Source organism: Magnetofaba australis IT-1, from assembly GCF_002109495.1.
Classification (GTDB): Bacteria; Pseudomonadota; Magnetococcia; order Magnetococcales; family Magnetococcaceae; genus Magnetofaba; species Magnetofaba australis.
Genome location: NZ_LVJN01000018.1, coordinates 636,807 through 655,590 on the forward strand (window position 1 = coordinate 636,807; position 18,784 = coordinate 655,590).

The window sequence follows — 18,784 nt, forward strand, 5'->3', positions numbered from 1 at the left end:
CTACATGATGCTGGATGCAGGCGTGGTGGCGGTCAGCCCCTCTTCAGTGCTGCGTGTGCTCAGAACTGCCGGGCTGATGCGTCGTTGGAGCCCATCGCCCTCGCAGAAGGGCACAGGGTTCAAACAGCCTTCGGAGCCGCATAAACACTGGCATGTGGACATCTCCTATCTGAATATCCAGGGGACGTTCTACTATCTGTGCAGTGTCCTGGATGGATGTAGCAGGTTTATCCTCCACTGGGAGATTCGTGAGTCGATGAAGGAAGATGAGGTTGAAGTGGTCCTGCTCCGAGCTCAGGAGGCCTATCCGGAAGCTAAGCCGCGGCTGATCTCAGACAATGGGCCGCAGTTCGTTGCCAACGATTTTAAGGCGTTCATCCGGGAATCCGGCATGACGCATGTGAGGACTTCGCCTTACTATCCGCAGAGCAACGGAAAACTGGAGCGTTTTCACGGTAGTTTGAAGCGTGAGTGCATTCGGCCTCAGACGCCATTATCGCTGGAAGATGCCCAACGGGTTGTGGGAAAGTACGTCGAGCATTACAACACCCGGCGGCTCCATAGCGCCATCGACTACGTCACCCCACAGGATCGCCTGGAAGGGCGGCATGTGCAGATCCTGGCCGAACGAGATGAAAAGCTTGAGGCGGCCAGAGAACGGCGTCGGACGACGCACCAAAAGCAGTCTTTTCAGCCATCCCAAAAAATGGCTGAAAAGGCGAACAGCTAACTGATATTTTGGTTTAGACGGTTGTCATGTTTCCGCTGAACCAGCACATGCGGAATCTGCAACTGGCTTATTGATAAAATCGACCTTTTGCTTTAAACAAAAAACGAAGTTAACTTCTTTAACGCAAACACTTTTTAACTTTCCCCAGCAGAAAGTCTTACGGCATTCGCTCCTGTCGGCTTCGCCGACAGATCGCTCACTGCCGTTTCCCCTTTTCCCTTTCGTGCTGGCTCCGTGAACCGAGCTTCTCAAGCGACCTCTTACTGAGGCCGCCGTTGGTCAATGGGGAAACGGCCAAAGACACCGCCACAGACACGGCCAAAGACAAACCGTGGGGCGCCGCCCCACACCCCGCTGGGGGCAGCGGCCCCCAGACCCCGCCGCCGACCAGTCGGCGGCCAAGTTTTGCCCTGTGCTTACATGTAGCCTTCCAGCTTGGCGTCAAACTCCGGGAAATAGCGCCGGATCACCGTCACGTCAAACCGCGACATAATCGACTCCTTGGGCTCCCGATCCAGCAAAAACCGAAAGCACGCCTCTATGCAGCGCACCGGATCCGCCGCATTGAACGGCGCGCCTTTGTGCGTCTGCAACCCCATGGTCACCTCATAGGATTTCGCCCCGCCGCCATCGCTCACCTCTACGCCAAAGCGCAACGCGCCGCCCTCGCCGCCACTCAATCGTCGCACCTCAATCTTCGCGCTCAATTTTCCATCTCCAGTTGGGGTCATACGCCGACGGGCGCTGCATAATCGCCCGCTGTAACGCCTCCATCTCCACATCCGCCGGACCGCCGCGCCGCAGCGCCCAACGCAACATCGCGTATCCGCTTAACGCCGAGAGTAGCGAGCCGATCAAAATCGCCAAGCGCATGGAATTCAAATCCCCCGCGCCGATCTGTTCAAACGCCAAGCCGCTGATAAACAGACTCATGGTAAAGCCCACTCCGGTGATCAACGCCACGCCATAGAGGGTCATCCAGGTCGCCCCGCGCGGCAGTTGCGCCCACCCCAACCGAATGGCGAGCCAACTGAAACCAAACACCCCCAACTGCTTGCCGATGAACAGCCCCACAATCACCCCCAGCGGCGCCGGATCCCACAACATGGCCAAATCCATCGATTGGAGATTGACCCCCGCGTTGGCGAAGGCGAACAGCGGCAGGATGCCGAACGCCACCAATGGATGCAGATCATGCTCCAGCGCTTTCAGCGGTGATTTGCCTTCGTCATTGCGCGGATGCAGGGGAATGGTCAGCGCCACCGCCACCCCGGCCAAGGTGGCGTGCACGCCGGATTTGAGTACGAAGATCCACAATACGCCGCCCAGAATCGCATAGGGGGCAATGCGCGTAACGCTCATGCGGTTGAGCAGCACCAGCAGCGACAGACATCCCAACGCGCCATACAGAGCGGTGACGGTCAGATCATCGGTGTAGTAGATCGCAATGATGAGAATGGCGCCCAGATCGTCCATAATCGCCAACGCCAGCAGGAACACTTTGAGCGAGGTGGGCACGCGCGGCCCCAGCAGCGCCAGCACGCCCAGAGCAAAGGCGATATCGGTGGCGGTGGGGGTGGCCCAGGCGCGCAAGGAGGCGGCGTCGTTCCAGTTGAGGATGGTGTAAATCACAGCGGGAACCAACATGCCGCCCAACGCCGCCACCCCGGGCAGCAGCACTTGGGGGCGGTTGGAGAGACGCCCCTCCAGGATCTCCCGCTTCAGCTCCAACCCCACCAGCAGGAAGAAGATCGACATGAAGCCGTCGTTGATCCACAACACCATGGGTTTGGCGATGGTCAGCGCGCCGACGCTCCACACCATGGGCAGATTGAGAAACCAGTGATACTCATCGGCCAGCAAGGAGGTGTTGGCGCAGAGCATCGCCAGCGCGCCGGCGATCATCAGCAGAACGCCGCCGGCGCTCTCCGCTTGTAGAAATTGACGCACAAAACGATTCAAACCATGCAGGGGCACGATGCGCTCTCCCGATCTCCTGGCCGCTCGTCTGTTCTCTATTCAAATGGAATTAACCGTTCATGCCATATTGACGCAGTTTGTTATGCAACGACTGCCGCGTCACGCCCAAATCCCGCGCCGCCTGCGCCTTGTTGCCGTCGGTGCGCTCCAATGCGCGCACAATCGCCTCCCGCTCAGCGCGCTCCCGCGCATCGGCCAGCGTCTCACCCTCAAGAGAAATCGCAGTGCCCGCATTGCTGGGCGCCGCGCCAAACTCCATCGGCAGATCCTGGCGCAGAGCCGGGGAAGCACTGCTGAGCTCAATGCGCGTTCCTTCGTCAGTCAGCGCCACCATGCGCTCCACTTCGTGCATCAATTGGCGCACGTTGCCGGGCCAATCGTAGTTCTCCATGCGGTCGAGGGTGGGCGCAGAATAGCCGGGAATCGCTTTGCCAAAGCGAGCGCAGGTGCGCTCCAGGAACAGCTGCGCCAACGGTGCGATGTCGTCGCGACGTTGGCGCAACGGCGGAATCGCGATCTCCACCGAAAAGAGTCGATAGTAGAGATCTTCGCGAAACCGCCCCTCGCCCACCGCCTCGGTCAACGACCGGCACGAAGCGCTGATGAGGCGAAAATCATAGGCAAAGGTGCGATTACCGCCCACCCGCCGTCCTTCGCTCTCCTGTAGCGCGCGCAAGAACTTGGGCTGAATCAACAGCGGCATGTCCGCCACTTCATCCAGAAACAGCGTGCCCCCCTCGGCCTCCTCAAACCGACCCATCCGGCTGGAGATGGCGCCGGTAAAGGCGCCGCGCTCATGGCCGAAGAACTCGCTCTCCATCAAATTTTCCGGGATCGCCGAGCAGTTCACCGGCACAAACGGTCCGCTGCGTTGAACGCTGTTGCGATGGATCAACTGTGCGATCACCTCCTTGCCGGTGCCGGACTCGCCGCTCAACGTCACATTCACCGGCGTTGCGCTCACCTTATGCGCCAGATTGATCACATCCCGCATCGCCTGACTCTGGCTCACCAACTGCGAGCCCTCAAAGCGGGTCATGCGGAACAGCTCCATGTCATCGCTCACCTGACTGGAGAGCGCCAACATCTCATCACCCAACTGCGACGACTCCACCGCAAACGCCAGGTAGCGCGCCGTCTCCTGAAGAAACGCCACATCCTCTTGCGAAAAACCGCCGTCCGTGGTGCTGTTAAGCATCTGCACCGCGCCGATGACGCCGCGTCCCAATAGACTGACAATGGGCGCGCACAGCGTGTCGCGGGTGGTAAACTGCGTTTGCTGGTCGGCAACCTGATGGTAACCGGCCTGTGTCTCCATGCCTGTGCGTATTAATATATTGCCCGTTGCAATGCATTCGCCGACAACACTGCCTTCAAGCGGCGGCTCTATGCGTTTGTCTTTGACGCCAGTACCGTACTTGAGCCAAATGCGGTCAGGCTCTTGCGCGGCGAAAAAGATACTGCAGCGCTCTGCGCGCAATAATATAGGGAGTATGCGCACATAGTATCGCATCAAGGATTCATGGTCGCGCTCCGTCCACGCTTTCTGCACCGCGCCCAACTGGGTGCGCAATGATTCCAAACGCCCTTTCACGCCACCGGTTTCACTCATCATGAAGACCCCCACCTTATTGATTTCATGATAATTTGCGCCATAATTCAGAAATCATCAAGCGTCACTCATGCTTATTTGACGCGTAACCGACAAATAAGGTTTCCGCCTGTCATGGAATTTCGACACCCCCTTTGCGCCCCGGCCCCTTGACCCACCTCACCTCGAAACCGGATACTGTGGGCGCATGAATTCGCATAATTTCTGGTCCATAGCTTGCTCAATTTCGGACTTCACCCACACGATGCGTCAGGGGCCCCCTGACTCTCCCCGCACAGACTCGACGAGGCTACTGTGAGAAAGCTGCACTTGCGCAAACAGATCCTGATCACCGGCGGCGCCGGATTTCTCGGCTCACACCTGTGTGATCGGCTGCTGGCCGATGGCCACGAAGTGATCTGCGTGGATAACTTTTTCACCGGCGCCCGCGACAATATTGCACACCTGCGCGACAATCCGCGCTTTGAGTTGGTGCGCCACGACATCACCTGGCCGCTGTATATGGAGGTGGATGAGGTCTACAACCTCGCCTGCCCCGCATCGCCCATTCATTACCAGCACGATCCGGTGCAGACCACCAAGACCAGCGTGCACGGCGCCATCAATATGCTGGGCATGGCCAAACGCCTGGGCGCGAAGATCTTCCAAGCCTCCACCAGCGAAGTCTATGGCGACCCAGCCATGCATCCGCAGGAGGAGAGCTACTGGGGCAATGTGAACCCCATCGGACCGCGCTCCTGCTACGACGAGGGCAAGCGCTGCGCCGAGACGCTGTTCTTTGACTATAATCGCCAGCACAATGTGCAGATCAAAGTGGCGCGCATCTTCAACACCTACGGCCCGCGCATGCATCCCAACGATGGCCGTGTGGTTTCCAATTTCATCGTGCAAGCCCTGCGTGGCGACGACATCACCATCTACGGCGAAGGCCAGCAAACCCGCTCGTTCTGCTACGTGGATGATCTGATTGAAGGCTTTGTGCGCCTGATGGACTCCCCGGATGAGGTCACCGGTCCCATCAACCTGGGCAACCCCGGCGAATTCACCATCCGCCAACTGGCTGAACAGGTGATTGAGATGACCGGATCGGGCTCCAAGCTGGCGTTCAAGCCGCTTCCTCAGGACGACCCCAAACAGCGTCGCCCCGACATCACCCGCGCCAAGGAGCAGTTGGGTTGGGAACCCAAGGAGCCGCTGTCCGAGGGTCTGAAAAAGACCATCGCCTACTTCGATGAAAAGATGCGCAGCGGCGAGATCTGAACCAAAGCGCCCACACAGTCCTAGCCACAAGCAAAAAAGGGCGGGATCATCTGATCCCGCCCTTTTTCTATTCTATACTCAGTCAAATTCAGAATTGAACATGAACGATCTTGGCGATGAAAGATATAGTCGTTAGCATTCAAAAGTGCACATATGGGTGCTGAAAGATATCGAGGGCTGCGCCCTCGAGCTCCCAAGATCAAAATCCAAACCGTGGGCGCTGCCCACACCCGCTTAAGGGTCACAGACCCTTAAGAATCCCGACAAATTTCCGTTGGAAATTTGGCCCTAGTCAGCACAGGCTGAATCAACGTCACGCAAACATTGAGCGCTTTGGATTTGTGTCATTCTGGATTCAAGCGGCTATATCGAGGGCTACGCCCTCGAGCTCCCAACTTCCACACCGTGGGGCTCCGCCCATTTTGTGAGATACGGCTTCGCCTGTGGCCGCTGGGGGCGCGGCCCCCAGACCCCGCCGCCGACCAGTCGGCGGCCAATAGTCAGCGCGAATTTTACCTGCGTCACGCAAACATTGGACGTTCTGTGCAGTTTTGGTTTTGACTCACAATAGGCGGATCAATCATCAGTTCCCGGATGAGCTAACGTCGCAGACGCCAATTGAAATTGTCTGGGCAGGTCAAGAGGGCGCCGATGAAATGTGGTCGTGTTGGCGGCAAAGCCAATCCTCGGTGGACCTGGCATGCCATCGAACGCGAATCCGGCCGGGTGTTGACCTATGCTTTCGGCTCTCGCAAAGAGTGGGGGCTCAAGGAGTTCCGTGAATTGCTGGCTCCTTTTGGCATCGTCAACCTGTCTACAGATGACTGGGACGCTTATTGCCGTCCGCCACTGAGCCAAAACCATTACGTCGGCAAGCGAAACACGCAACGCATTAAGCGTAAACATCTTCCCTGGCGCACCGCATCAACGACTGGCCAGAAAAACCATCTGCGTCTCCAAGTCTGCGGAGATGTATGACACGGTCCTAGGCTCGTTCATCAATCGCTACGAGTTCGGTTTGGAAATATGGGAATCGTCTAAACTGAGCCACTCCCCACTTTTGAATGCTCGCGACGATACTCGCTTCAATCTTTGGTCGGAGCCCCAGTTGAATGATCGCCTCCACTGGTTTGTCCTTGGGCGCTTGCAGGCGTCTCTGATCCAGTTTCCCCCTCTGCTTGCTTGCCAGACTTTGTTGCATCTGCGCCGCCTTTGGCCGCCGCTTGCAGCTCCTTGCGACGACGCCACCAACCAGAGACCCCAACCAGCAAAAAGTGACTCGCCACTGCAAGTATCACACCCACAGACAAGCCGCCCACAGCGCCGGTTTTCATCTTGGCGTCGGGGCGCGGACTGATATGTGACCCTTCCGGCGGCACCAAGGCGGGGTCAATCACTTCAAAGGCGAAATCCGGCTTGGTGCGCAGCATGATCGTATCTTTGATCTCTGTCTCGTACATCTTCATCATCGACTGCTGCAGTTCGACGTACGGAATGGTCTCAATCAGTTTCAGCAGGTACTTGACGCGCCGCTCACTATCATTGATTTTCTTTGTGCGCAAAGAGTAGTTGAGCTCTTCCACCATCATGTTGGCCCAGCGAGCGGCCACTTCCCGGTCATACCATGTCACCGACAGCAACCCCACCCCCGGCAACCCGGCGCTCAACCGCACGCGACCGCGGAACTTGGCTGCGCCCTCCTCCACTGTCGGCGCATTCTCAGGACCGCCTTTCCAGGTTTCATTCACAGGGTCCCAGCGCTCAGGAAAAAGGTCCGGCAGCAAATTGCGCCGTTTGACCAAATCCTGCAGATAGGTGCGCGAATTCAGCAGGACCTGCGCTTTACCGGCCGAGCCGGACATCATGGGATCATCCCCGCCGCCGCCGCCGCCCAACACGGCGCCGAGCAAACCGCCGCCAGTATTGCCTGTGGCCCCGCCCGCTTGCAGGTAATAACTCACCTGGGCTTGGTATACCCGCGGCAGTTTATTCTCTTTCTGGTAGGCGTTGTAGCCGCCAACCACCGCACAAATCACCATAAACGGCCAGAATCTGAGAATGCCAAAAACAATGCCCAGGACATCGACATCCTCTTCCGGCGGGAGATTGACCACCAAGGGCAACATCGGCCCCTGTTGAGCCGACGGCATGGCTGACATCGGCGCGTTCGCTTGTTGGGGCGGCGGCGGAGTTTGCGGGGCGAGCGTATTCATCCGGTCACTCATGGCCTGCTGATGCAATGGTTTGGGGGGGGTGATCATCTTCTTCAGGAAACTCATCGCGGACCGATCCCATTACGTAGCGGACGTTGTCGTTGGCGTGGCGGCGCTCTGTTCACGCTGATCCAGTTCGGTTTGACTCAAATCCGCATGTTTATCCGAGCGGCGAATCCAAACCCAATCCCGAATCCCGCCAGTGGGTTGGTATCCTTCTACGGATTCGAGAAGAATCTGTCTGATTTCCATATAGTTGAATTCGTGCGACGCCTCTCCAAAACGGTGAATCAATTCGCGCATGCGCGGCCACTCCAAGGCCTGTTCCTGAGCGCGAAAAATGCGCTTGTGCTCCGTCCGCTGGATGTTATCGCCAATGAGCAGCTCTTCATAAAGCTTTTCGCCATCGCGCAAACCGGTAATGGCGATTTCGATATCCCCCATGGGGTGCGCGTCATCGCGCACAGTCAAACCGGAGAAGTGGATCATGCGCCGCGCCAGGTCGAGAATCTTCACCGGCTTACCCATATCCAACACAAACACATCGCCGCCGTTGCCCAGCGAGCCCGCCTGAATCACCAACTGCGCGGCCTCGGGGATGGTCATGAAGTAGCGCACCACGTCGGGATCGGTCACCGTCACCGGCCCGCCGCGGCGAATCTGTTCCTGGAATACCGGCACCACCGAACCGCTGGATGCCAGCACATTGCCAAAGCGCACCATGGTAAAACGCGTGGGCGGATTGGAGAGCGCCAGCGCCTGCAGAATCAACTCGGCAAAACGCTTGGTGGCGCCCATCACATTGGTGGGGCGCACCGCTTTGTCGGTGGAGACCAGCACAAAGGTCTCCACCCCTTCGGCCAGAGCGGCTTCGGCGGCGTAGAGGGTGCCGAAAATATTGTTCATCACCCCTTCGATGGGGTTGGCTTCCACAATGGGCACATGCTTGTAGGCGGCGGCGTGGTAGATGGTCTGCACGCCGAAGGTGCTGATCACCGACTGCATACGGGTACGGTGATCCACCGAGCCCAGAATCGGCATCAATTCAGGCTTTTCGCCCTCCAGTTTTTCCAGCTGCGCGCGCAGCTCGCGCTCAATGGCGTAGAGGGCGTATTCGGAGCGTTCAAACAGCACCAACCGGGTGGGGCCCAGGGTGAGAATCTGACGACACAGCTCCGAACCGATGGAGCCCCCGGCGCCGGTCACCAGTACCGATTTGCCTTTGATGCAGCGATCCAGCAGCGCCTGTTTGGGCGGCACCGGGTCGCGCCCAAGCAGATCCTCAATGGGCACGTGGGTGAGTTCGTCCACCCGTTTGCGTCCGCTGGCCAGCGCCATCAGGTCCGGCATCACCTGCACTTCCACGTGCTTGTGTTCCAGACGCGAGAGAATCTCCTGGCGCTGCGCGCGGCTGGCCGAGGGGGTGGCCAGGAAGATGCGCTGAATGCCGAGCCGCTCGATCAGATCATCCAGATCGCGGAACGGATGGATGCGCACGCCGAGCATCTCGTGATCTTGCAGCTCGGGTTTGTCATCGATGAAGACAAGGGGAATGTATTGGGTGGAGTGCTGCAGCGCGGTGGCCAGCTGCGCGCCAGCTGTGCCTGCCCCATAGATGGCCACGGGAATACGCTTGCCGCTGCCTTCGCTGGCGCGCAGCAGATAGCGCGCGCCCATGCGGCTGCCGCCGATGAGCACCAGCAGCATCAACCAATAGACGATCCACACCCGCGGCTGAATCAGTTCGTTGACGCTCCAGGAGACGCAGATGGTCACCAGGGAGGCGGCGGAGACCGACTTGAGCACCGCATAGACCGCCTGATAGCCCAGATAGCGCGTCACTGAGCGGTAGAGGCCGAAGTGCACGAAGATGGGCACCGAGAACAGCAGGCTGATGACGATAATCCAGCGCGCCTCCCACAGCATCCCCGGTCCCCAACCGGCAAACGCCAGGGAGAAGCTGAACCACAGCGACAGCGGAATGAACAACAGGTCCATGAGGAACAGCATGACCTGTTTGGTGCGACGCGACAGTCGCTGGGATGTCAGATAGAACTTTCTGGACATGAGCGGAACGATTACCCCCGCCAACTGACGCCGCGACGACGGCCGGCGACATGTATAGCGATCATCAGGACGATATAGAGCCCACACAGCGCCATCCAACCGGCGGCGCGTAGCCCTTCATTGTCCGACAAATGCAATAAAAACGCCACCCCTCCCACACCGGCCATGAGCAGATACTCCGCCAACACCGTGCGTTTGTGGCTCCAGCCCATGCGCACCAACTGTTGATAGAAGTGCGCGCGGTGCGCTTGCCACACCTTCTGCCCATCCAACAAGCGACGCGCCAGGGTAATGGTGGCGTCGAGGATGAACGGCGAGAAGATCACAATACCAATCCAGAATGGGAATACGCCGTCACGGGCGCCCCACAGCATGAAGCATCCGGCTAGAAAGCCCATGGGCACGGAGCCCACATCGCCCATAAAGATCTTGGCTGGGGGAAAGTTCACCCGCAGAAACCCGAGATTGGCGGCAGCGATAATCAACGCGCTACCGGCAAAAAACAGGTGTCCCTGATGCCAGCCAAACAGCGCCAGAAAGCCAAAGCCCCACGCCCCCATGCCGCCGGCAAAGCCATCCATGCCATCCATGAAATTATACAGATTGAGCATCCAACCAATGGTGAGCAGAGCGAAGATCGGCGCAAACGCGCCCAACGCCACATCACCCACGCCGGGGATCTGCAGCACCGGAAAGTAAAACCCGCCCGCGAACACCACCAGCCCGGAAGCCGCCAGATGCACCGGAAAGCGCACCGCCGAACTCAAGGTATGCAGATCATCCAACCAGGAGATGCCCGCCGCCAGCGCCAACCCGATGGCCACAGCCCAGGCCCCCTCGGGGGGCGTCTGCAGCCAGAACCACAACGGCCAGGCGATGAGCAGCGCCGCCAGAATCCCCAACCCGCCGCTGCGCGGAGTGGGATTTTGATGCAGGGAGCGATCGTTGGGGTGATCCAGCACATGCCATTTGGAGTTGGGATCGGTCAGCCGGTCAGCCAATGAGTAGGCGGCATACAGCGACAGCAGCGCCAATATCACAGCGAGGATCATACGCCCGCCTCCTCGCCAAACAGCTCCGGCAGCGCCGAATAGAGCGTGTGTTGCGGGACAAAGCCCAACTCCCGACGGATCTTGCCGCTATCGTAGTTGGCGGAGCCGAGCAGTTTATCCAGCGCATCGGAGTCCAATGGCGCGCGGCGTCGCAACAGCGCGCCCAACAAGTCCCCCGCCAGCGCGATGGCGCGCAGCAATCCATAGGGGACACGCCAGCCAAGAGCGGGACGCCCCAGCGCCGCGACCATAGCGTCCTGAATGCGCCAGGTGGCGTACTGCTGACCATCGGTGAGGATGTAGAGGCTGCGCGGCGGGGCCTGCTCCACGGCCAGGATGGCGGCGGCGCACACATCGGCGACGTGGATCATGGCGCGCGCATTGTCCACTTTGGGTAAGGGAGGAAAACGATTGCGCCGCACCGCATCGGCCATGCGCGCCATATTGCCTTTGGACTCCCCCCCATAGACCATGGACAGACGCAACGCGACCCCATCCACTTTCTCGGCAGGGTCCAGAGCAAACGATTCGGCCAGCAGTTTGGAGCGGCCATAGGCGGTTTGCGGATCGCACGGCGCGGACTCGTTCAGCGCCGCCGGGCCGCCCTCGCCCATGGCCTTGATGCTGGAGAAGAGCGCCAGTCGCTGCACCCCGCAGTCGGCCCCCGCCGCCATCAGCAAACGGGTGGAGTGGGCATTGAGACGGTCATAGATCTCGGGGTCCTGGCTGCGCTCATCCAACGCATGGGCCTTACCCGCCAGATGGAAGATCGCCGCCACATCGGCGCAGGCAATCTGTAATTGCGGGATTAATGTGGCTTCGGGCTGGTCAAAGTCCGCCAACGCGTCCTCATCCCACGGACCTTCGGCAGGTTGTCGCAACAGCGCGCGCACGGTGACGCCCCGCGCCTGCAGTTGCGCGCACAGCGTGCGGCCAATAAAGCCATTGGCGCCGCTCACCAGCACCCGTTTGCCCGCCAGTTCAACCATTGGACTCCCCTCCCTGGGGACGTCGCCCGCCCAGCATGTCCACATAGAGCGCCAACACCTGTTCGGTCACCACCGTCTCGGCGAATTGCGTTTCCGCCCGCGCCCGCGCCGCCGCCCCATACTGCGCCCGCAGTGAGGGATCGTGCGCCAAACGCGCAATGGCGTCGGCCAAGGCGCGCGCATCGCCTTTGGGGACCAGCAGACCGGTCTGCTCATGCACAGTGACTTCACGGCAACCGGGCACATCATTGGCCACCATGGGCAACCCCGCCGCCGCCGCCTCCAGCAGCGCCTTGGGCAGTCCTTCGCGATGGGAGGGCAGAATCGCCATATGGCACTGCGCCAGCAGTTCGGCCACATCGCTGCGTGGACCCAACCAGTTGATCCAGCCCGCCTCATGCCACTGACGCACCTGCGCCTCATCGATGCAAGCGGGGTTGAGCGGATCGCGCCCCCCCGCCAGCATCAGCTCAATGGACTCTCCGCGCTCCTTGAGGATGCGTCCCGCCTCGGCCAACTCGCCGATGCCCTTATCCCATAACACCCGCGACAGTGTGAGCGCGCGAATCGGCGGACTGGGCGGCTCCGGCGTGGGATGCAACCGCGCGATATCCACCCCCGAACCGGCAATGATCACGGTCTGCGACTCATCCACCCCGGCGGCCTGGCACAGGGCGGCGCGGTCGTCGCGATTCTGCATGATGGTGCGCACCCGCTTGCGGTTGAGCAGCAGCTTGAACGCCAGCCGCACCACCTGCTTAAGCACGCGCGCTTTCAGATGCCGGGAGGTAAACAGATAGCCCAAGCCCGCCAGGGCGTTGACCACCGCGCCCACACCGGTGAGCAGCGCCGCCGTGGTCCCGTACGCCACCGGCTTCATGGCCACATGGTGCACGATATCGGGCCGTTCGCGCCGATAGACCGCCATCACCGCGCGCAGCAGACGCCACTCCCCGGCCAGACTCACCTCGCCGCGCTCAATGGCGATGGGAATCAGGCGGAACCCTTCGGCCTCGATCTGCGCGGCGTGGTCCTTCACCCGGGTCAGCACCAGCACCTCAAACCCGGCATCGCGGGCGGCGCGGGCCATGGGCAGCCGGTGGGAGCAGAAGTACCAATCCTCGGTGACGAAGTAGAGGATCTTCACGGGCGTCGCTCACCCGCCTCAGAGGCCATGATACTCCTTGTACCACGCCACAAAGTTGGCGATGCCGTCCTCCACCCGGGTATTGGGCTTGTAGTCCAGATTCTTCACCAGGTCGGTCACATCGGCGTAGGTGTCGGGCACGTCGCCAGGCTGCAGCGGCAGCAGGTTCAGCTCCGCCTTCTTGCCCAGGCAATCCTGCAGGACTTCGATGTAACGCATCAGCTCCACCGGTTCGTTGTTGCCGATGTTGTAGATCTGGAACGGCGCGTTGCTGGTGGCCGAATCGGGCTTGGCGCCGCTCCATTCAGGATTGGGCGCAGACGGGTTGTCCAGCACTTTGATCACGCCATCGACGATATCGTCCACATAGGTGAAGTCGCGACGGTGCTTGCCGTAGTTGAACACGTCGATGGGCTTGCCGGCGAGAATATTCTTGGTGAACAGGAACAGCGCCATATCCGGGCGCCCCCACGGGCCATACACGGTGAAGAAGCGCAAACCGGTGGTGGGCAGACGATAGAGATGGCTGTATGTGTGGGCCATCAATTCGTTGGACTTCTTGGTGGCCGCATACATGGAGAGCGGATGGTCGACGTTGTCATGCACCGAGAACGGCATGGTGGTGTTGGCGCCATACACCGAGCTGGAGGAGGCGTAGACCAGATGCTCGACGTCGTTATGACGGCATCCCTCCAGGATATTCATGAAGCCCATGAGGTTGGACTCCACATAGGCGTGGGGATTGATCAACGAATAGCGCACCCCGGCCTGGGCGGCAAGATTGACCACACGGTTGGGTTTGTGTTCGGCAAACGCGCGCTCCATCCCCTCGCGGTCGGCCAGATCCAGACGCAGATCGACGAAGTTGGGATGGTCCTGGGTGCGCGCCAAACGCGCTTTTTTCAGCTCCACATCGTAATAATCGTTCAGATTATCCACACCGATGACGGTATCGCCGCGCGCCAGAAGCTTCAGGGAGAGAGCCGAACCGATGAACCCGGCGGCGCCGGTGATCAGAACTTTCATGAGAATGCCCCTTTACGATGCTGATGGCGCCGTCTGCCCAGTGGGGCCTGCGCTCGCGGATGAAGTGTTGGCCTGTGATTGAGCGTTGGAAAACGCCGCTGACGCAAGCACATGTTGACCCAACAACGGGAGTTGCCCGCTATGCGCCAGGAAGTGGAGTGAAGGCCGCCCCCACGTGGCCAGATAGTGGAGGTGGTAACTATAAACCAGGAAAACGGCAATAAAATGAAATCTGTAGCGCGCCGCCGTGCCGTAGTTATAAACCACCAGCCCGTAAATGACCATGCTTACGCCGAGCATAAAATTCAGTAGCACGCCTGGTCGATTGGGGAGTTTAAGAGTCCAGTTGCGCAGAAAGGCGATGAGCGCCATCACGCCAATGACCATATTTTCGATAGATTGTACAATTTGAATGGGTTTTTCCGCTTCCCAAGGCAGCGGCTTGAGCATGAAATAGAGTCCATCCGGGATGCCTACGCGCAGCAGGTCGGCATAGCCGTCGAGCTTCTGATAGGCCTCCGGGTCGCCATGGTCCTCCACATACATCGCCCAACGGTAGTATTCCACTTTGTCTACGCTGAACCACTGCCCCATATATAGCAGCGCAACCGCAGCCACAGCGCCCATAAGCACACGCACATAGAGCTTGACGCTGGGGACGATCATAGTCCACAGAAATCCGGCCATACCCAACATCAGGAAGTTCTGCGGTTTGATAAACACCAACGGCGCCGCTGCGGCAAAAGCGAACACCAGGCGCATATTGATCAGATAATAGACGCTCAGAAACATGCTGACAAAGATCAGCCCCTCACGCAGCCCCAAGGCCATGTAGAGCGCAACACTGGGATAGAACAGATAGATCCACTTGGGCAAACCGTACATCACTCCGGCGCGACGCAAAAACCAGAACGTCAGCGCAAACAGCACGGTATTGACCAGGGCGACCGACAGATGCGAGGGGTAAGCGGGGATGGGAAACACCGCCAGCATCATGCCGGCAAACCCTTCCGTCATGGAGATCAGGTCCAATGTTTCACGAAAATGGTTTGCTGCTTTGAAGTATTTGATCTGGTCTCCAAAGATGGACATGGAGCCGCCAAAGTAGAGCGCAAAAGCCGCCATCAGATGGCCCAGCATCAACCACTTGGTCAAGACGGCCATATGCGAACGTTTGGCGATGATCACCAAATAGATCGCAATCACCACAATGTTAATGATGTCTAGAGCATGCATGGGCCAACGCCGAACACGGAAGAGCTCATGAGACCATGAAAAGGCCTGCGCACGCCTTCGCCATCAAGGCTCGCAGAGTGGTTCAGGGTAGCATAATGCGTCGACAGCCGCACGGGTTCAGGGCGCCCAACGCGCCTTCCACGCCTGCAACATCAGCACGTTCCACAGCGGATATTGGCGGTTGTAGCGCCCGCTCTGATGTTCGCGCCACAGGCGTTGGATGGGCGCAGGATCCAGCAGCCCCTCGCGCTGGAGGCGCTGCGGATCCAGCAGGGAGTCGGCCCACCCTTTGAGCGGACCGCGCAGCCAATCGCCGATGGGGATGGCGAAGCCCATTTTGGGGCGTTCGATCAACTCTTGGGGCACATGGCGATAGAGCAGCTGACGCAGCGGGTGCTTGCCTTTGCCCTGGGGACCAGCGTTAACGGCGTCGCTGAAGCGCCAACTGAGCGCCACCACGCGATGATCCAGCAGCGGCGCGCGCGCCTCCAGGCTGGTCGCCATGGTGGCGCGATCCACTTTGACCAGGATATCCCCGGCCAGATAGTCCATCACATCGCGCAACTGCATCTCACGGGTCAGCGACACGCCTGGCAGCAGCGGCGCAGGAGTGGGGGCGAGTTCGTCGAAAGCGCCCACAAGGGGCAGCGGCCCGCTCCACTGGGCGGTGAGCCGACGATGGATATCCACCGCATCGGCGGCGTGGAACAGATCAGCAACCTTATACAGCTTCTCGCCAAACAGACGCGGACGCCGCGCGGCGGGCAGAATGGAGATCAGGCGATCCCACTGCGCCGGGCTCAAGCGTTCGATGCCCCAGGCCGCCAGCGCGCGCAGGGGAGCGGGCAAGCGCCCATGCAGGCGTTGCAAACGGGCGGCGCTGACATGCCGATTGTAGCCGGCAAACAGCTCGTCGCCGCCATCCCCCGACAGCGCTACGGTGACCTGTTCACGGGTCATTTTGGCCAGCAGCCAGGTGGGGAGTTGCGAGGCGTCGGCAAACGGCTCGTCAAAGAACTCGGGGATCTGTGGAATCAGCTCCAGCGCATGGTCGGGTTCGACGATCAATTCGGTGTGATCGGTCCCCAGATGGTTGGCCACGGCGCGGGCGTGGACCGACTCATCATAGCGCGGATCGGAGAAGCCGATGGAGAAGGTGCGCGGCGTCGCCGCCCCGTGGGCGCGCATCAGCGCGGCCACAGCGCTGGAGTCCACCCCGCCGGAGAGAAACGCCCCCAACGGCGCATCGGAGAGCAGACGCGCCGACACCGCATCGGCCAGGGTCTCCTCCAGCAGCGCGCTGGCTTGGGCTGCATCGTCGATGGGGTCGGCCAGACCGGCCAACGCCGCCTCCAACGGACGCCACCACGTTTGAGCTTGGATGCGCCCATCGGCGCCCACCGTGGCCCAATGGCCGGGGGGGAGCTGCGCCACATGGCGGTAGATGGAGCGGTTCGCTGGGATGAAGGCGCGCCGCAGCAGATGCGCGGCGGCGTCGGGATCGATCTGCGCCGACCAGTCCGAGTGCGGGGCAAAGCTCTTGGTTTGCGAGCCAAACAGCAGCGTTCCGCCCACGCGGCCACCCGCCCAACCGTAGTAGAGCGGCTTTTTGCCCATGCGATCACGCGCCAGGGTCAACGTGCGCTGGCGGCGGTTCCACGCAGCGATGGCGAACATGCCGTTCAGGCGCGGCAGCGTCGCTTCGACTCCCCAGGCGACAAACGCCGCGAGCAGGGTCTCGGTATCGGAGCGCCCCACAAAGCGCGCGCCATGCTGGCTCTCCAACTCGGCGCGCAGCTCCAGATGGTTATAGATTTCGCCATTGTAGGCCAGCACCCAGTCGCCGCACGCAGAGCGCATGGGCTGATGGCCCAGGGGAGAGAGATCGAGGATAGAGAGACGCCGATGCCCCAGCGCCACGCCCGCCTCGGCGTCGACCCAGGCGCCCGCATCATCAGGGCCGCGCTCAATCAAAGCGTCGCGCATGCGGGCGATGACAGCGCCCATGGCGTCGGCGTCGCGCGGGACGTCGCGCTGATCCCAAAAGCCGGTCAATCCACACATGGATCAGGCCGCCATAATGCGTTGATAGACGTCCAAATAGCGCTCCAGAATCGCCGACATGGCGTAGTTCTCCGCAATGCGCGCCCGCGCCGCCCGCCCGCGTTGGGCGCGTTCGCTGGCGCTCTCGCCCAGCAGCGCCAACAGCGCTTCCGCCAGTGCGCCAGGATCTTGCGGCGGCGCGATTTTGCCGGTATCGCCGATCAATTCGGCGCTGTCGCCCACATCGGTGGCCACACAGGGGACTTCACACGCCATCGCCTCCCCCACCACCAACGGGAACGCCTCGCCAAACGCCGAGCCCAGCCAGAAGAAGTCCCACGCCGGATGCAACATCTGGATATCGCTGCGCGGGCCCAACAGATGCACATTATCGCGCTCGCCGCACGCAGTCACCCTATTGGCCAGCTCGCTATTCTCCCACTCCACCCCTTTACCAATGAAGACAAAGTGGGTATCGGGCCGACTGGCGCGCACCCGCGCCACCGCGCGCATGAGCGTTTCGTAGTCCTTTTGCGGATGATAGCGCCCCACATGGCCGACCACAACGGCGTCTTCGGGGAGTTCAAGCTCCAGGCGCAAGGCGCGCCGCGCCGCCGGGTCCGGTTGAAACGCGGTCAAATCGAAGCCATTGGGAATCACGCTCATGCGGTCTTTGGGATATCCCCAGCCCGCATGCAACTGACGCGCAGCCTCAGAGCAGCTGATCACGTGATCGGCCAGAAACGGAACCAGTGGACCGATGCGCCGCGCCAGCAGCGTGGTGACAAAAGGAACCTGCTTGGGATCGAGAAAGCTGGCGTGCAGCCCCCACGCCACCGGCAGTCCGCTCATGCGCTTACCGGCTATGCCTGCGATGACGTTGCCGTGATACATCCACCCCTGCACCACGTCCACCTGCTCATCACGCAGAATCGCCTTCAACCGCCGCACCGCGCTCACCGCCTGGCCCATGCCGCTCATGCCCAGATCATACAGCGCAGCGCCGCTGGCGCGTATGCGCGGACCCAACGTCCCCTCGCCGCGCAAGGAGATCACCACATTGCGATAGCGGGTCGGATCCAGGTTCTCCACCATGCGGGCCAGCATCATTTCAGCCCCGCCCATCTCCAGACCGGTGATTACGTGAGCGATAACAAGCATGGAGACTCCTTGGCGCGCAGAACGCGATCCCGATTGGCAAACGGCGCCTGAGGGTATGCCCCCCGGGGGGCGATGGCAAGGCGCAGTGGGCCGCATTCGCGCAATAGCAGGTCACGAGTTGGCGCCATTTTCATGAAAAGCATCTGGATAAATCTATATATATATTCTCTTACTGTATATTTGTTCGCATTATTCTCGCAATAAACATATTTCTATACAGCTGAATGAAACGGATGAACGAAGCCACTTCCAGCGGGTCAGAAGCGAA

14 protein-coding genes and 1 pseudogene are annotated in these 18,784 nt (G+C 60.4%); 3 read left to right on the top strand and 12 right to left on the bottom strand.

What is annotated here, in order from left to right; translation table 11 throughout:
- Positions 1–4: 4 nt before the first annotated feature.
- Positions 5–730 carry a DDE-type integrase/transposase/recombinase gene (locus tag MAIT1_RS08915; RefSeq protein ID WP_241893437.1) on the top strand — a complete coding sequence of 242 codons (726 nt, stop codon included), beginning with the start codon at positions 5–7 and terminating at the stop codon, positions 728–730.
- Between the two features lie 416 nt (positions 731–1,146).
- Here MAIT1_RS08915 and MAIT1_RS08920 read toward each other — a convergent pair whose 3' ends face one another.
- Genes MAIT1_RS08920 through MAIT1_RS08930 form a run of 3 tightly spaced genes read right to left on the bottom strand, consistent with a single transcriptional unit; the run spans position 1,147 to position 4,325 of the window.
- The gene (locus MAIT1_RS08920) at positions 1,147–1,437 is read right to left on the bottom strand and encodes a hypothetical protein (RefSeq protein ID WP_198947836.1); all 291 of its coding nucleotides are present in this window, start codon (positions 1,435–1,437) and stop codon (positions 1,147–1,149) included.
- Positions 1,421–2,707: a Na+/H+ antiporter NhaA gene (nhaA, locus tag MAIT1_RS08925; RefSeq protein WP_085441923.1), complete on the bottom strand. Its 1,287-nt coding sequence runs from the start codon at positions 2,705–2,707 to the stop codon at positions 1,421–1,423. Before nhaA ends, MAIT1_RS08920 begins: the two co-directional genes overlap by 17 nt.
- Positions 2,708–2,759: 52 nt before the next feature.
- On the bottom strand, positions 2,760–4,325 hold the full coding sequence (locus tag MAIT1_RS08930; RefSeq protein ID WP_143814741.1) for a sigma-54-dependent Fis family transcriptional regulator: 1,566 nt from the start codon (positions 4,323–4,325) through the stop codon (positions 2,760–2,762).
- 300 nt (positions 4,326–4,625) lie between these two features.
- Here MAIT1_RS08930 and MAIT1_RS08935 point away from each other — a divergent pair, with 300 nt between their 5' ends.
- A complete protein-coding gene (locus MAIT1_RS08935; RefSeq protein ID WP_085442036.1) occupies positions 4,626–5,582 on the top strand; it encodes a UDP-glucuronic acid decarboxylase family protein in 957 nt (318 codons plus the stop codon).
- A 650-nt stretch (positions 5,583–6,232) separates the two neighbouring features.
- Positions 6,233–6,609, top strand: a pseudogene (locus MAIT1_RS08940) (IS1 family transposase); the annotation flags it as partial.
- Positions 6,610–6,667: 58 nt separating this feature from the next.
- On the opposite strand, the gene MAIT1_RS22245 reads toward MAIT1_RS08940, so the two are convergent.
- From MAIT1_RS22245 to MAIT1_RS08985, 9 genes are all read right to left on the bottom strand, one after another.
- Positions 6,668–7,861: a GumC domain-containing protein gene (locus tag MAIT1_RS22245; protein ID WP_158089401.1), complete on the bottom strand. Its 1,194-nt coding sequence runs from the start codon at positions 7,859–7,861 to the stop codon at positions 6,668–6,670.
- Positions 7,862–7,876: 15 nt separating this feature from the next.
- Complete coding sequence (locus MAIT1_RS08950) at positions 7,877–9,862, bottom strand: polysaccharide biosynthesis protein (RefSeq protein WP_085441926.1); 1,986 nt, start codon at positions 9,860–9,862, stop codon at positions 7,877–7,879.
- 11 nt (positions 9,863–9,873) lie between these two features.
- Positions 9,874–10,914, bottom strand: coding sequence for an MraY family glycosyltransferase (locus MAIT1_RS08955; protein WP_085441927.1), 1,041 nt, complete (start codon positions 10,912–10,914; stop codon positions 9,874–9,876).
- Positions 10,911–11,903: an NAD-dependent epimerase/dehydratase family protein gene (locus tag MAIT1_RS08960; protein ID WP_085441928.1), complete on the bottom strand. Its 993-nt coding sequence runs from the start codon at positions 11,901–11,903 to the stop codon at positions 10,911–10,913. Before MAIT1_RS08960 ends, MAIT1_RS08955 begins: the two co-directional genes overlap by 4 nt.
- Positions 11,896–13,050 (bottom strand): glycosyltransferase family 4 protein, encoded by a 1,155-nt coding sequence (locus MAIT1_RS08965; protein ID WP_198947838.1) that lies wholly within the window; start codon positions 13,048–13,050, stop codon positions 11,896–11,898. Before MAIT1_RS08965 ends, MAIT1_RS08960 begins: the two co-directional genes overlap by 8 nt.
- 18 nt (positions 13,051–13,068) lie before the next feature.
- Positions 13,069–14,076, bottom strand: a complete 1,008-nt coding sequence (locus tag MAIT1_RS08970; protein ID WP_085441929.1) for an NAD-dependent epimerase — start codon at positions 14,074–14,076, stop codon at positions 13,069–13,071.
- A 12-nt stretch (positions 14,077–14,088) separates the two neighbouring features.
- Positions 14,089–15,267 (bottom strand): hypothetical protein, encoded by a 1,179-nt coding sequence (locus MAIT1_RS08975; RefSeq protein ID WP_143814742.1) that lies wholly within the window; start codon positions 15,265–15,267, stop codon positions 14,089–14,091.
- 162 nt (positions 15,268–15,429) lie between these two features.
- Positions 15,430–17,376, bottom strand: coding sequence for an asparagine synthase (glutamine-hydrolyzing) (asnB, locus tag MAIT1_RS08980; protein ID WP_085441931.1), 1,947 nt, complete (start codon positions 17,374–17,376; stop codon positions 15,430–15,432).
- A 3-nt stretch (positions 17,377–17,379) separates the two neighbouring features.
- Positions 17,380–18,516, bottom strand: coding sequence for a glycosyltransferase (locus MAIT1_RS08985; RefSeq protein WP_158089402.1), 1,137 nt, complete (start codon positions 18,514–18,516; stop codon positions 17,380–17,382).
- Positions 18,517–18,784: the final 268 nt, after the last annotated feature.